The following is a 13,862-nucleotide window of genomic DNA, read 5'->3' as shown; positions in this document are numbered from 1 at the left end:
GCCGGAGAAAAGAGCGCAAATACTGCCCTACCTGCCGATGAAGAGGCGAAATGCGAAACGGAAGTGCTGGATACGGGCGGATTTTCTCTTCAGGTATATTCCGCCAGATGGGCGCCCTGATCCTTAGGTACTAATCCTTTGTAAACTTGAGGTATGCAGCAGTGTGATCTTCGTGGTGTGACGTTAACTCGATCAGTGCTCGCACAGCATTTGCCACGCGCTCGCGTTGATGTGGCAGCCGCTTTAGCTAGTGTTCTTCCCGTCATAGATCAGGTACGCACGGGCGGAGCTGCGGCAATCAGCGATCTGTGTGAACGTTTTGACGGGGTACGCCCGCCACAATTGCGCGTCCCTCAGCCGGTTATTGACGCGGCGCTCGATCGCCTTTCTGAGCCGGTGCGTCACGCTATGGAACACGCAATTGAACATTTATCTGCCGGGCATCTGGCTCAGTGCCCGACAGAGCGAGAGATCGAGATTGTTCCTGGGGGATATATTCGTCAGCGATGGATTCCCGTTCATCGCGTTGGGCTATATGCTCCGGGTGGATTGGCTGTGTATCCCTCGTCAGTCATCCACAACGCTATGGCTGCTCGCACCGCTGGAGTGGAATCTCTCGCTCTAGCCTCGCCACCTCAGGCAGCATACGGTGGGTATCCGCATCCGACGATCTTGGCAGCCAGTAAATTGCTCGATATTCGCGAGGTATATGCCGTCGGTGGGGCGCAAGCTATTGCCATGTTTGCCTACGGGTATGACCTGACTCCTGCACCGCGCACTGTTCGAGATGCTCCTTCGGCTGCCGCTGTTGCGGATTCAGGCTGTGAGCCGGTTGATGTCATTACCGGGCCGGGCAATATTTATGTTGCAGCAGCAAAACGTGCTGTGCAGGGGCGCGTCGGGATTGATGCGGAAGCAGGTCCGACGGAGATTGCCATTATCGCTGACGATTCAGCTAATGCAGAATATGTGGCCGCAGATCTTATTTCGCAAGCAGAACACGATCCGGCTGCAGCCTGCGTATTGATTACTCCTAGTGAAGAGCTCGCGAACAGATGCATCTCCCATATAGAACATCAGCTTTCCCAAACCGAGCATCACCAGCGGGTGGAGTGCGCGCTTAACGGGTCACAATCAGCGATAGTTCTTGTCGATGATCTTCAGGCGGCAATTGCCGTGGCTAATGCCTATGCGGCAGAACACCTGGAGATCCATACTCAATCGCCCAGAGAAGTAGTGCCCCATATACGAAATGCCGGAGCGATTTTCCTCGGTGAACACTCTCCAGTTCCGCTAGGGGATTATTTGGCTGGTTCAAATCACGTCTTACCTACCGGAGGAACGGCCCGTTTTACTGCCGGGCTCAACGTCATGACCTACCTTAAACCCGTTCAGGTGATTGACTATTCGGCACCTGCGCTCGGGCACGTGAGCCACGATATTTGCGCTCTGGCATACGCCGAAGATTTACCGGCACATGCCCAAGCAATACGCATACGTATGAGATCAGGTGAGGAGAACGCAGGATGAAACTGCCAGTGCGTCCCGAGTTTGCTGGGCAACGCCCTTATGGTGCTCCGCAGCTTAACGTTCCAGTGGCACTAAATGTTAACGAGAATCCTTTTCCGCCTCACCCGCGCCTTATTGCCGCAATTACTGCTGCCTGTGAGCGAGCCTCACGGCAGCTCAACCGCTATCCAGATCGGGAGGCGCGTCGGCTACGTTCGGCTTTGAGTGACTATCTTGCTGCGGATACCGGAGTGACCTTACATCGCGGCGAGATCTGGGCGGCTAATGGGTCGAATGAAATCATGTCCCAGATTTTGACAGCCTTCGCTGGCCCAGGGCGCACAGTGATGAGTTTTACGCCCTCATATTCCATGTATCGCGAATACACCCGCAATGTGTATTCCACTTGGTGTGAGGTCCCGCGTCGGGCAGATTACACCTTAGACCTTGCCGCGATTGAGGAACGGATGGTTGAGGCTCGCCCGGCAGTCATTTTAATATCCTCACCCAATAACCCCACTGGGACGGCCCTGCAGCGCGAGGAATTAGACGCCATTCTTACTCTTGCGGCGCAGCATGGCCCAGAGCCAGAATCGCCAGCAATGGTTGTTGTTGATGAAGCCTACGGTGAGTTTCGGCGAGATGGCGTTTCTTCTGCAGTGGAACTGATTAGTTCCTGCTCTCATCTGATTGTGACGCGAACGATGTCGAAGGCCTTTGGGGCAGCGGGATTGCGTTTGGGATATATGGCAGCGCGTCCAGAGGTGATTGACGTTATTCGCGTGGTTCGCTTGCCCTATCATCTGTCGGCATTAACGCAGGCGGCGGCCTGTGCTGTTCTAGAACATCGAGATCCGTTGATGGAGCAGATCGCCGTTTTGCGTCGGGAACGGGATCGCCTGACGGGGCGTATGCGCTCCCTCGGTTTGAATGTGCCACAATCGGATGCAAATTTTGTTTTGTTTGGCAGCTTTGCTGATCGCCATGATGTGTGGCAGCAGCTTCTTGAGCGCGGGGTTCTGATCCGCGAGGTCGGTCCGACGGGGTATTTGCGCGCTAGCATTGGAACGCCACAGGAAAATGATGTTTTTCTGCAGGCGCTTGAGGAGGTTATCGGATGAGTCGTAGTGCAACTATCGTTCGGCAAACATCAGAGTCAACGATTCGTCTCAGCATTGATCTAGATGGAACAGGGCAGGCGCATATCGTTACTGGGGTGCCTTTCTACGATCACATGTTGACGGCATTAGCTAAGCATTCGCTTATTGATATGGATATTCGCGCTGACGGTGATACGCATATTGACGCCCACCATACCGTTGAAGATACGGCGATTTGCCTCGGGCAAGCACTTGCACAAGCGTTGGGAGATAAGCGGGGCATCCGTCGTTTTGCTGATGCGACTGTGCCTTTAGACGACGCCTTAGCTCGGGCAGTAGTTGACGTTTCTGGGCGGCCCTACGTCGTACATCGCGGTGAACCTCAGGGGCAGGAATATCACCTGATTGGTGGGCATTTTACTGGTGCTTTAACGCGGCATGTGTGGGAATCTTTGGCGTATCATGCGCAGATATGCTTACATGTTGATGTGCTTGGCGGGCGCGATCCGCATCATATTGTGGAAGCGCAGTTCAAGGCGGTAGCGCGAGCTTTGCGCGGTGCCGTTGAGCCAGATCCGCGAGTGGGCGGGATACCTTCGACGAAAGGTTTACTATGAGTTCGCGTCTGCGTTACCTCGTCCTAACGCCGTTTGAGCAAGCGGATATTGTTGCTGGTATTTTGCGTATTCATCATATTGATGCGCATGTGGTGCAGACCCAATCAGGGGTGTGTGTCGTCGGCGAACAGGAGCGGGATCATTTTGATGACTGGGATATTGCGGAGCTGCTGGGGCCAGATTTAAGCCAGGGCAAGGATGATACTCCGCCGTATGACCGCGATGGCGTTGACGGGCATGCGGATCAGAAGGATTCGACGCAGAACGCTCCCGCACAGCAACACCTATCAGGTGCCGACCCGGATGGGGATACGGAGGCAAATAGTCAGGGTATATCGCACGGAGATAGCAGCACGGTAAACAGCGATCGAGCTTTAGCGGGCAATAGCGAACTAGATGGCAATGAACATGCCCAGCAGGCTGCCTGTGTGCTCTCTCAACTCTCTCGTTACGGAGTGGTGTTATTCAGCGCTGATCTTGGCGATGATGTTGGAGGCGAGTCCGGGGTGTCCGGCATGGTGCGTGCTCAGCGGTATCTCGCTGGGCATAGTGACGAGGAGATGCCGGCCGGGGTGCTGTTATCCGTCCTTGATCCGTATATTGAAGAGCTCATCATTGGCAGTGCCCAACCAGAGGGGATTGATACCCGCACGTTGACCTTGCAGCAGGTCAATGGGATTGTGCAGGCAGGCAATACGCCGCAGGGCGAGGATACGGATAGCGCCCACGACCCGAATATGTTTGCGCACGGGAATGAAAATGATGAAACTTCGCAGCGAGAACCGGAGGAAAAATGAGTGATCTTGCCGATCTTCCCGCATTAGAGTTGCTGCCTGCGGTTGATGTTGTCAATGGTCAGGCAGTGCGTCTGCATCAAGGGCAAGCAGGCACGGAAGAGGTCTTTGGTGATCCGCGCGAAGCAGTCGCGGGTTTTATTGAGCAAGGAGCGCGGTGGATTCACCTTGTGGATTTAGACGCGGCTTTTGGGCGTGGCTCTAATGCTCCACTCTTAGCGCAGATTGTACGCGAATATCCACATGTCGCCATTGAACTTTCCGGAGGTATTCGCGATGAGGCCTCTTTGGCGCGAGCTTTAGACGCAGGAGCGACGCGCGTCAATCTGGGGACGGCCGCTTTGGAAGATCCCGGCTGGACTAAACACGCTATTGAAACCTACGGTGATCGCATTGCGGTTGGTTTAGATGTGCGTGGGCAGAGACTTTCCGCTCGCGGCTGGACTCGTGATGGTGGCGATCTGTGGGATGTGCTGGCCCGTCTGAATGAGGAAGGGTGTGCCCGCTATGTCGTTACTGACGTGAATCGCGATGGGACGTTAACCGGCCCGAATTGTGAATTACTGCGCCACGTCTGCGCGGCAACAGATCGGCCGGTTGTGGCCTCCGGCGGCGTCTCACAGTTGGCGGATATTGCCACTTTGCGGGCGTTAACCCCGCAGGGGCTTGAGGGAGTAATCATCGGTAAAGCGTTATACGCAGGTAACTTTAGCTTGGCTCACGCTCTTGAGATTGCTGGTGGCCAGCCTGCGTCAGCTAAATAATGACTGTTCATCAAGCGCGTCAGGAGCATGTTAAGGTGACTGCGCTTAGCGAACATTGGATAAATACTCTGTGGGGAAGGAGAACTGATGCCGGATCTGGATCGGTTGCTGCAACCTAATCCCTTTGCTGGTGACGACGGCTCGATGCCTGCAGAACTGGGTGAGGCGCTAGCTGCTCCCGAACATTTGCGGATGAGCGCTATCGTCTCGGCCCTACGTCGAGTACTCGTTCCGATTGATCCCCATCCACATCCGGGGCGCAATACCGATGGCAGTGTTGCCGCACATGACCGCAGCTCTTCAAACCCGTTAGAATGCCCGCCAGAAGCGCTAATAATGGTGGATTTCCCCGGAGGGCGCCGTGCTATTCCAGTGTTTTCGCATGCGGCAGCGTTGACTCGGCAATATCCGACGGCGCGGCCAGTTCCCGTTGACATCGCTCAGGTTGCAGCGGCGGCGATTACCCGTTCGGATGGTGTGCTGGTTTTGGATCCGGGAGAGCCGGAGGCGACCTGGATTGGGCGCAGCGCGGTTGTGGCATTGATGACGGGTGAGGTCTGGCAAGCGCCGTGGGACGATCCGCATATTGTGGAACGAATTATGGCGGGATTAGGCGGGTATGTTCGTGGCTTGGAGTCAATATCTATTGAGCCAGGGGCGGGCGGTAGTGCAGTAGTGATGCTGTATGTGATTGCGCTATGTGATCGGGCGCAGGTCGTGAGTATCGCGGAAAAAGTCAGTGAAGCAATGATGGCTGATCCGTATGTTCGTGCGCGGCTTGATGTTGTGGAAATGCGTCCGGTCTTTGCTGGAGCGTAGTCGCAGATAAAAGTAGTTACGCGCGGCGAGAACTGCGCAAAAACGGAGAAGGTGGGCAACATCACCGACGATATTGCTGGGTTGGGCGCTGTGCGTCGTGGCTGTCGAGTGCCTCCTCTGGTATAGTCGTTAACCGACCAACTGGCGTCATGCCAGTATGCAAGCGGAGATTTCCCACCTAGAGGCCTGCGAAAGGGCTCGGGTTAGTAGGTCAGGCACTATTCATTGTTGTGCCATGCCCTCTGGACTCCGTGCGCATTGCACGTCGTAGGAGAAAGAGGAGCCGTTATCAACGAGCCAAGAATCAACGATCGCATCACCGTGTCCGAGGTGCGTCTCGTCGGGCCAGGCGGTGAGCAAGTAGGCGTTGTGCGCGTCAGTGATGCCCTGCGTCTTGCTCAAGAAGCCAAGCTCGATCTGGTAGAAGTTGCCCCGAATGCCAAGCCGCCCGTCGCTAAATTGATGGATTATGGCAAATACAAGTATGAAGCCGCGCAGAAGGCTCGTGAGGCACGTCGTAACCAGCAAAATACGCAGCTAAAAGAGATCCGTTTGAGTCTCAAAATTGAACAGCATGATTACGAGACGAAAGTCAACCGGATCAAGAAGTTCCTCGATGCGGGGGATAAGGTAAAGATCCAGTTGCGTTTCAAAGGGCGCGAACAGCTCCGTCCGGAACTTGGTGTTCGGTTGATGGAGCGGATTTCTCGGGATGCTGAAGAAAACTCGACAGTAGAATCAGCCCCGCGCGTTGATGGCCGGAATATGGTGATGGTGCTCGCGCCTATTCGACGCAAGTCGCAAACGAAGTCAGATCAGCGTCGCCGTCGTGAAGCTCAGCGCGAACAGCGCAAGGCTGAAGAAGCGGCAGCACGTCAAGCGCAAGCTGAAGCAGCACGCGAGGGCGTAGAAGGCGCCGAATAGACCTAGTACCGCTCTGTTAAGGAGCAAGAGTCGCTGCACGCGCAGCAGGAGGAACACATGCCTAAGATGAAGACCCATTCGGGTTCCAAGAAGCGTTTCCGTACCACGGGTTCGGGCAAGCTCATGCGTGAGCAGGCGGGTAAGCGCCACCTGCTTGAGCATAAGTCAACCCGTCGTACCCGTCGTCTGTCCGCCGATCAGCCGATCGCCAAGGCAGATGTCAAGTCCGTCAAGCGTTTGCTTGGCAAGTAGTAGCGAGGAGAAAACCTAATGGCACGCGTTAAGAATGCAATTAACTCCAAGAAGAAGCGTCGTACTACGCTTGAGCGCGCCAAGGGCTACCGCGGTCAGCGTTCTCGCCTCTACCGCAAGGCCAAGGAGCAAGTCACGCACTCATTCGTGTACAGCTATCGCGATCGCAAGGTGCGTAAGAACGAGTTCCGCAAGCTGTGGATTACTCGTATTAATGCTGCTGCTCGGGCAAATGGGATGTCGTATTCCCGTTTCATGCAAGGCTTGAAGATTGCGGGTATTGACGTTGATCGCCGTATGCTTGCGGAATTAGCTGTCAACGACGCTGCAGCCTTTGCCGCTCTGGTTGACGCTGCTCGTGCGGCTCTGCCGGAGGACGTTAACGCTCCGGTTGCCTAATCATCCTGAAGCGCATACGTATGTCGACCCCCTCTCGTTAGAGGGGGTCGAACGCTATATACCTATTCCACAGACGTATAGGTCGCAGTTGTAAAAGAGAAAGCAGATTTTATTGGGCTCGGTGCGCGCTTGGCGCTGCTATATCGGGCTAAATTGGTGTAGCATGACCTGCGGAGAGAAGGAGTTTTCATGGTAGAGATCCGAGAAGCAACCATTACTCACACCGATATTGAGGGTTTGCTCGTCATCACCCCGAAATGTGTTACTGATGAACGCGGGACGATTCGTGAGCTTATCCGTCGTTCCTGGTTAGCGGAAAACGGTATCGTCGATAACTTCGAACAGGCGAACAACACGTTGACCCATCAAGGTGGTCTGCGAGGTCTGCATGCAGAGGCAATGACGAAACTGGTGACGGTCGTCTCGGGTCGCGTATTTGGCGCCTATGTTGATATTCGCGAGGGTTCCCCGAGCTTTGGTGCGGTTGTGACGGTAGATATTACACCAGGGGTGATGGTGCTCGTACCGCAGGGTGTGTGCAACGGTTTCCAAGCGGTGGCTCCCGGAGATACGGAGTACCTGTATTTCTTTGATCGGGAATGGAAGCCCGGCATGCCAGGTAGCGCACTTGCTCCCTTAGATCCAGAATTACATATCGCCTGGCCAATTCCGGTTGATACGGAAAATCGTGCCATGATCTCCGAGAAAGATCTTAACGCCCCAACCCTCGCGCAGCTCATCGAACAACGCGCAGCAGCCCAATAATAAACAGCGATTTAGAGGGCAAGGGATAGTGCTTTCTCGTCGGGATTACATCACGACGATGACCGGCCAACTGAAAAAGGTTGCTGGATTGGCGCGGCATACTCAGCGGGCACGTTATCGTCAAGCGCTTGTTGAAGGGCCGCAGGCAGTGCGGGAAGCCGTGCAGTGGGCGCCGGAGCTCATCCGTGATCTTTACGTGACGCAGGCTGCCCTGGATGCTGATCCGCACCTGGAGAAATTAGCGGATGAGCGGGTGCGCTACGTCCACCTGGTGCCGGATACGGTGATGGAGAAACTTTCCCCCAATACTCAAGGCTGGTTGGCGGTAATCAATCAGGCGGATCAGATTCCCGTAGCAGATTTTTTTGCCACGAAACCGCGCTTGGTGGTGTTATGTCTCGAATCAGCAGATCCAGGTAATCTGGGAACGGTGATTCGATCTGCCGACGCGGTGGGTGCCGACGCGGTGATTACGGCAAAAACGAGCGTCGATATATTCAATCCGAAAGTCGTGCGCTCCTCTGTAGGATCGGTTTTCCATCTGCCAATCCTGAGTGGATACTCTGCCTCGGAAATAGTGCAGGCGGCGCGCGAGGCAGGGATGATGATTTTATGTGCCGACGCCCGCGGGGATCATCACCTGTACCAACCCCAGATCGTTCATGCGCAGGTGGCTTCGGGTAATGATCCGGGAGTCGGCTCGGTTCAGGCCAGCGCGCCAGCAGAGGTGAATTGCGATATGGCAGATGCCTGCGGCTATGATCTGCGCCGTCCGACTGTGTGGCTGGTGGGTAATGAGGCGCATGGGGTGAGCCAAGAACAGCGTAGCTGGGCAGATTATGTGGTGAGTATCCCGATGTGGGGGCATACTGAATCTCTTAATGCGGCAGTGGCAACGAGTTTATGCCTGTATGCCTCCGCATGTGCTCAGCGGGGATATTCCACTAATTAATCGTGTGGTTTCGTCGGTGCTGAATACGCGGCGATATGTTCCTCATCTGTAGCTAGTTCGCAGATTTTATGTCGTGTCCACTGCTCGTAGCGCATCTAATATTGACATGCCTAATGGGTAGATATGAGATGTGGAAAACCGGAAATCCGATGTTTTATACGGGGAAGTGGTCAGCAGGCAAGGGTGAGATAACGGAGAAACTATCCTTTGGCAGAATTACGCGAAGCAGGTCTTTCGCATTCTGGCGAGCAATTCTAGGACCTCCGAACTACCCTTAAACTATGGTTGAAATACGTATTCACGGTCGTGGCGGGCAAGGCGTCGTCACGGCTGCAGACCTAGTTGCGATGGCAGCTTTTGCGGAGGGCCGCCACGCTCAAGCCTTCCCGTCATTTGGATCTGAGCGCACTGGCGCGCCAGTTGTCTCTTACTGCCGGGTACGTGATGAAGAAATCCGCACTCGAGAACCAGTTCTTGAGCCAGATCTGCTGATTGTTCAAGATCCCACCTTGCTGAGCATTATTGATGTTTTTGCCGGATTGAAACCTGATGGCTTCGTTCTCATTAATTCCGCAAAACACAGTGCAGAATTGGGATTGGCACAGCGGCAATCCGATATGCCAGTAGGGCATTTCATGACTATTCCGGCGGCTGATATCGCTCGAAAACATACCGGCAGAACGGTCCCCAATGCTGTGCTTCTCGGCGCGGCTGCGGCAATCAGTGGTCTGTATCGAATGGAATCAGTCAATGCTGCAATTATGCAGAGATTCCCCGGGCGAGTAGGCGAGATGAATGTGGCTGCCGCCGAAGAAGCATACGAACTTGTTAAGGAAAAGAGGGCTGCGCTCCATGTTGAAACAAATTGAGGGATCACAGTCGGTCGCTCAAGCAGTTGCTGCGTGTCGGCCGGGCGTCGTCGCTGCATATCCGATCTCTCCACAAACCCATATCGTTGAGGCCCTGTCGGCATTAGTCAAAAGTGGGAGCTTAAAAAACTGCGAATACGTCAATGTGGAATCTGAGTATTCGGCTATGTCGGCGGTTATTGGCGCATCTGCTGTCGGTGCCCGTTCATATACGGCTACGGCTTCACAGGGTCTGCTGTATATGGTTGAAGCGGTATATAACGCCTCTGGATTGGGATTACCGATTGTGATGACGGTTGCCAACCGTGCTATCGGTTCACCTATTAATATCTGGAATGACCATACCGACGCAATGTCCCAGCGCGATTCGGGGTGGTTGCAGCTATATGCCAAAGATAATCAAGAAGCTGCTGATCTACATGTCCAAGCATTCCGTATTGCGGAGGAACTATCCCTGCCGGTGATGGTATGTATGGACGGCTTCATTTTGACGCATGCGGTAGAACAGGTGGATGTACCGGATCAAGAGGCCGTGGATGCGTTCCTGCCGCCCTATGAGCCGCGCCAGGTCCTCGATCCTGCTGAGCCGATCTCTATTGGAGCAATGGTAGGGCCAGAAGCCTTTACTGAAGTGCGCTACTTGGCACATCACAAGCAGCTTGACGCTCTTGAGCTTATCCCGCAAGTTCAGCGCGAATTTGCAGAGATTTTCGGGCGAGATTCCGGCGGTTTAGTACACGAGTACCAGTGCGATGACGCCGAGACGATCATTGTTTGCCTCGGTTCGATCACGGGAACGCTGCGTGATGTCGTGGATCTGCGTCGGGCACGAGGAGAAAAGATCGGGGTGCTATCTCTGGTCGCATTCCGCCCGTTCCCCTCGGCAAAGATCCGCGAGATACTATCCGGGCGCAAGCGCGTTATCGTTTTGGAAAAGGCATTCTCCGTCGGTATCGGCGGAATCGTCTCATCTCATTGCCGAGCTGCGTTACGCGGTACGCAGTTTGTCTGCCATGAGTTAATTGCTGGTCTGGGAGGTCGCGATATTACGATTTCCTCGCTCAATGCATACCTAGATAAGGCCGTGGTTGACGAGGTAGCCGATACCACCTTCCTTGACCTTGATCTAGACCTAGTACAGCGAGAGCTTGATCGTGAGGCAAGTATCCGGCGTTCTGGATCTATTCCCGAGAATATGTTGCGTGACTACGCTGAACGACTTGCTGGAAACGTGGAGGGATAAAAATGACGACTGTAGATTTGCCCATGCCGGAATATCGGCAGACGGCTATCCCATCGCGTGAATCAGTGAAGTTCTACCAGGTTGGATCTTTCGCGGTGGGTAATCGTCTGGTTGAGGACGGCTATAAGTCCGTGCAGTCAGGTACGAACCGTTTTAATTCCTTGACCTCAGGGCATCGAGCCTGCCAAGGATGCGGTGAAGCCCTGGGCGCACGCTATGCCCTTGACGCGGCGATGGCAGCGACGAATAACCAAGTGATCGCGATCAACGCCACCGGCTGTTTGGAAGTGTTTTCCACTCCCTACCCAGAGACCTCATGGAATCTGCCCTGGATGCATTCTCTATTTGGGAATGCCCCGGCAGTTGCCACCGGCGCGCAAGCTGGTTTGAAAGCATTAGGCAAGCATGATGTTCGCGTCGTTGCGCAAGGCGGCGACGGGGGAACGGTAGATATTGGATTCGGCGCATTGTCGGGCATGTTTGAGCGCAATGACGATGTGCTCTATATCTGCTACGACAACGAAGCGTATATGAACACAGGTGTTCAGCGTTCTGGGGCAACCCCTCCGGCAGCCCGCACGGCAACAACGCAGCCAGTTGGCCCTGAGCCCGGCAATAATTGGGGGCAAGGTAAAGATCTACCTCGTATTGCTATGGCTCATGAGATTCCCTACGTGGCAACAGCAACTGTCGCAGACCTGCGCGATTTGGAATACAAAGTCAATAAGGCAATGACCTTCCACGGGGCGCGCTATATTCACGTTTTCGTTCCCTGCCCGCTCGGCTGGGGAACGGCCTCGAATATCACCATTAAGATCGCGCGTCTGGCAACTCAGTCCGGCCTATTCCCGGTGTATGAGGCAGAGCATGGGGAGATCACGTCCGTATCCAAGATCCGTCGTCCGGTTAAAGTTGAGGAATACCTCAAGCTGCAAAAACGCTTCGCGCACTTGTTCAAGAAAGGCGCGGATCCGTCCGTCATAGAGCGAATTCAACAGCTCGCTGATCGCAATATCCGTCGTTATAACTTGATCGACGAGGAATCTTTAGACGAATTCGTCAAGCCTGATCTTGCGGAATCATCTGCTTCACCGGCAGTATCGGCTGATTCTGCCGATCCTGCAGCGAATCTCACCTCATACCAGGAGGAAAAATAATGACGACGACGCATGGTTCTGAGGAAATGCGCCCCTTTGCTATTACCCTTGATGTCGGATCGTCGCTGGAGAACCGCACGGGTTCGTGGCGCTCCGAGCGTCCGATTTATGTTGACCTCCTGCCTCCATGTAATAAACAGTGCCCGGCCGGTGAGAATATCCAGAAGTGGTTGTACCACACTGAGGAGGGCGACTACGAGGCCGCATGGCGGGAGATTATGGTTAATAATCCGCTTCCCGCGACGATGGGGCGCGTGTGTTACCACACCTGCGAGACGGCCTGTAATCGCGGTCAGGTTGATGAAGCGGTGGGCATTAACTCAGTGGAGCGTTTCTTAGGGGATAAGGCAATTGACGAAGGATGGCAGGTCGATATTCACGCCGAGCCGTCCGGAAAGAAAGTCTTGGTGGTCGGTTCGGGCCCCTCAGGGCTTTCTGCTGCGTATCACTTGGCGCTCCTGGGGCACAGCGTGACGGTGCGCGACTTAGGAGAAAAGCCAGGTGGCATGATGCGCTACGGCATCCCGTCCTATCGTCTGCCTCGGCATATTCTCGATGCAGAGATCCAGCGCATTGCTGATTTGGGCGTCACTTTTGAACAAAATACGCGGGTCGATAATGTTGAGGAAGCCCTCAAAGAATTCGATGCGGTTTTCACGGCAGTAGGTGCGCAAATCGGGAAGAATATTAATGTTCCTGCTGGTGCAGCCTCGCACATTATGGACGCGGTGGATGTGCTGCGTGATATTGAGTCTGAAGGCGCGGCAGAATCAGGGGAATTCCAGCCCATGTTGGGGCGGCGCGTCGTGGTTTACGGTGGTGGAAACACCGCAGTGGATGCTGCCCGAACGGCTAAGCGATTAGGGGCGACGGAATCCGTCATTCTCTACCGCCGGACGCGAGATCGGATGCCGGCCCACGATTCTGAAGTCCAAGAGGCTGAAGAAGAAGGAATCAAGATGCGCTGGCTATCCACCGTCGATCATGTGGATGAAGGCAAAATCACGATTGAAAAGATGCGCCTGGACGAAAACGGCTTCCCGCAACCAACCGGAGAGTTTGAGGAGCTCGCTGCTGATTCGCTCATTATGGCATTGGGTCAGCAGTCTGATTTGTCATTGCTCGAAGGCGTAGAAGGAATCGAGATTGAACAGGGCGTTGTCAAAGTTTCCCCGCAGATGATGACGGGGAGGCCCGGTGTGTTTGCTGGTGGCGATATGGTTCCAGCAGAAAAGAACGTCACGGTTGCCATCGGTCACGGGAAGAAAGCTGCACGGTATATCGATGCGTGGTTACGTGGCGGGACGTATGAGCCAGAGGCGAAACACGGCGATGCCACTTTGGATCGAATGGAGACGTGGTATTACTCGGATGCGCCAGCAAAAATTCGGCATCGTCTGGAGGGCGCGCGTCGATCGTCAACTTTTGACGAAGTGGTTATTGGTTTGGATGAAGAATCGGCCATCTTTGAAGCCCGTCGGTGCATGAGCTGTGGTAACTGCTTCGGATGCGATAACTGCTTCGGAGTGTGCCCAGATAATGCAGTAACGAAGATCGCTTCGGGGGTCTATGAGTTCAAGTACGATTACTGCAAGGGATGCGGAGTGTGTGCTGAAGAATGCCCCTGCGGTGCGATTTCGATGATTCCGGAAGAAATCTAAGGGGCATCTCGATAAAAATGCTCTATGCACGTTAAGC

General features: G+C 54.5%; 15 protein-coding genes. All 15 read left to right on the top strand.

What is annotated here, in order from left to right; genetic code table 11:
- The first annotated feature begins 153 nt into the window (after positions 1-153).
- On the top strand, positions 154-1,530 hold the full coding sequence (hisD, locus tag ACLHIJ_RS03880; protein WP_411298510.1) for a histidinol dehydrogenase: 1,377 nt from the start codon (positions 154-156) through the stop codon (positions 1,528-1,530).
- Positions 1,527-2,630 carry a histidinol-phosphate transaminase gene (locus ACLHIJ_RS03875; protein WP_411297061.1) on the top strand — a complete coding sequence of 368 codons (1,104 nt, stop codon included), beginning with the start codon at positions 1,527-1,529 and terminating at the stop codon, positions 2,628-2,630. The genes hisD and ACLHIJ_RS03875 overlap by 4 nt, the downstream gene beginning before the upstream one ends.
- Positions 2,627-3,226: an imidazoleglycerol-phosphate dehydratase HisB gene (gene hisB, locus ACLHIJ_RS03870; RefSeq protein ID WP_411297062.1), complete on the top strand. Its 600-nt coding sequence runs from the start codon at positions 2,627-2,629 to the stop codon at positions 3,224-3,226. Before ACLHIJ_RS03875 ends, hisB begins: the two co-directional genes overlap by 4 nt.
- Positions 3,223-4,023, top strand: a complete 801-nt coding sequence (locus ACLHIJ_RS03865) for a hypothetical protein (protein WP_411297063.1) — start codon at positions 3,223-3,225, stop codon at positions 4,021-4,023. Before hisB ends, ACLHIJ_RS03865 begins: the two co-directional genes overlap by 4 nt.
- The gene (priA, locus tag ACLHIJ_RS03860) at positions 4,020-4,784 is read left to right on the top strand and encodes a bifunctional 1-(5-phosphoribosyl)-5-((5-phosphoribosylamino)methylideneamino)imidazole-4-carboxamide isomerase/phosphoribosylanthranilate isomerase PriA (RefSeq protein ID WP_411297064.1); all 765 of its coding nucleotides are present in this window, start codon (positions 4,020-4,022) and stop codon (positions 4,782-4,784) included. Before ACLHIJ_RS03865 ends, priA begins: the two co-directional genes overlap by 4 nt.
- Before the next feature lie 87 nt (positions 4,785-4,871).
- The gene (locus tag ACLHIJ_RS03855; protein ID WP_411298509.1) at positions 4,872-5,603 is read left to right on the top strand and encodes an SseB family protein; all 732 of its coding nucleotides are present in this window, start codon (positions 4,872-4,874) and stop codon (positions 5,601-5,603) included.
- A 225-nt stretch (positions 5,604-5,828) separates the two neighbouring features.
- Positions 5,829-6,527 (top strand): translation initiation factor IF-3, encoded by a 699-nt coding sequence (infC, locus tag ACLHIJ_RS03850; protein ID WP_411298508.1) that lies wholly within the window; start codon positions 5,829-5,831, stop codon positions 6,525-6,527.
- Positions 6,528-6,584: 57 nt separating this feature from the next.
- Positions 6,585-6,779, top strand: a complete 195-nt coding sequence (gene rpmI, locus ACLHIJ_RS03845; protein WP_411297067.1) for a 50S ribosomal protein L35 — start codon at positions 6,585-6,587, stop codon at positions 6,777-6,779.
- An 18-nt stretch (positions 6,780-6,797) separates the two neighbouring features.
- A complete protein-coding gene (rplT, locus tag ACLHIJ_RS03840; protein WP_411297068.1) occupies positions 6,798-7,178 on the top strand; it encodes a 50S ribosomal protein L20 in 381 nt (126 codons plus the stop codon).
- 189 nt (positions 7,179-7,367) lie between these two features.
- Positions 7,368-7,943 (top strand): dTDP-4-dehydrorhamnose 3,5-epimerase family protein, encoded by a 576-nt coding sequence (locus ACLHIJ_RS03835; protein WP_411298507.1) that lies wholly within the window; start codon positions 7,368-7,370, stop codon positions 7,941-7,943.
- Between the two features lie 28 nt (positions 7,944-7,971).
- A complete protein-coding gene (locus ACLHIJ_RS03830; protein WP_411298506.1) occupies positions 7,972-8,895 on the top strand; it encodes a TrmH family RNA methyltransferase in 924 nt (307 codons plus the stop codon).
- Positions 8,896-9,176: 281 nt separating this feature from the next.
- A complete protein-coding gene (locus ACLHIJ_RS03825; protein ID WP_411297071.1) occupies positions 9,177-9,764 on the top strand; it encodes a 2-oxoacid:acceptor oxidoreductase family protein in 588 nt (195 codons plus the stop codon).
- Positions 9,748-11,007 (top strand): pyruvate ferredoxin oxidoreductase, encoded by a 1,260-nt coding sequence (porA, locus tag ACLHIJ_RS03820; protein WP_411297072.1) that lies wholly within the window; start codon positions 9,748-9,750, stop codon positions 11,005-11,007. The genes ACLHIJ_RS03825 and porA overlap by 17 nt, the downstream gene beginning before the upstream one ends.
- Before the next feature lie 2 nt (positions 11,008-11,009).
- Positions 11,010-12,164 (top strand): thiamine pyrophosphate-dependent enzyme, encoded by a 1,155-nt coding sequence (locus tag ACLHIJ_RS03815; protein WP_411297073.1) that lies wholly within the window; start codon positions 11,010-11,012, stop codon positions 12,162-12,164.
- The gene (locus tag ACLHIJ_RS03810) at positions 12,164-13,825 is read left to right on the top strand and encodes an NAD(P)-binding protein (protein ID WP_411297074.1); all 1,662 of its coding nucleotides are present in this window, start codon (positions 12,164-12,166) and stop codon (positions 13,823-13,825) included. Before ACLHIJ_RS03815 ends, ACLHIJ_RS03810 begins: the two co-directional genes overlap by 1 nt.
- Positions 13,826-13,862: the final 37 nt, after the last annotated feature.

Source organism: Trueperella sp. LYQ141 (assembly GCF_046599555.1).
In the GTDB taxonomy this organism is placed as follows: domain Bacteria; phylum Actinomycetota; class Actinomycetes; order Actinomycetales; family Actinomycetaceae; genus Trueperella.
Note: the sequence above shows the minus strand (reverse complement) of the source record. Positions and strands in the feature narration are given on the sequence as shown.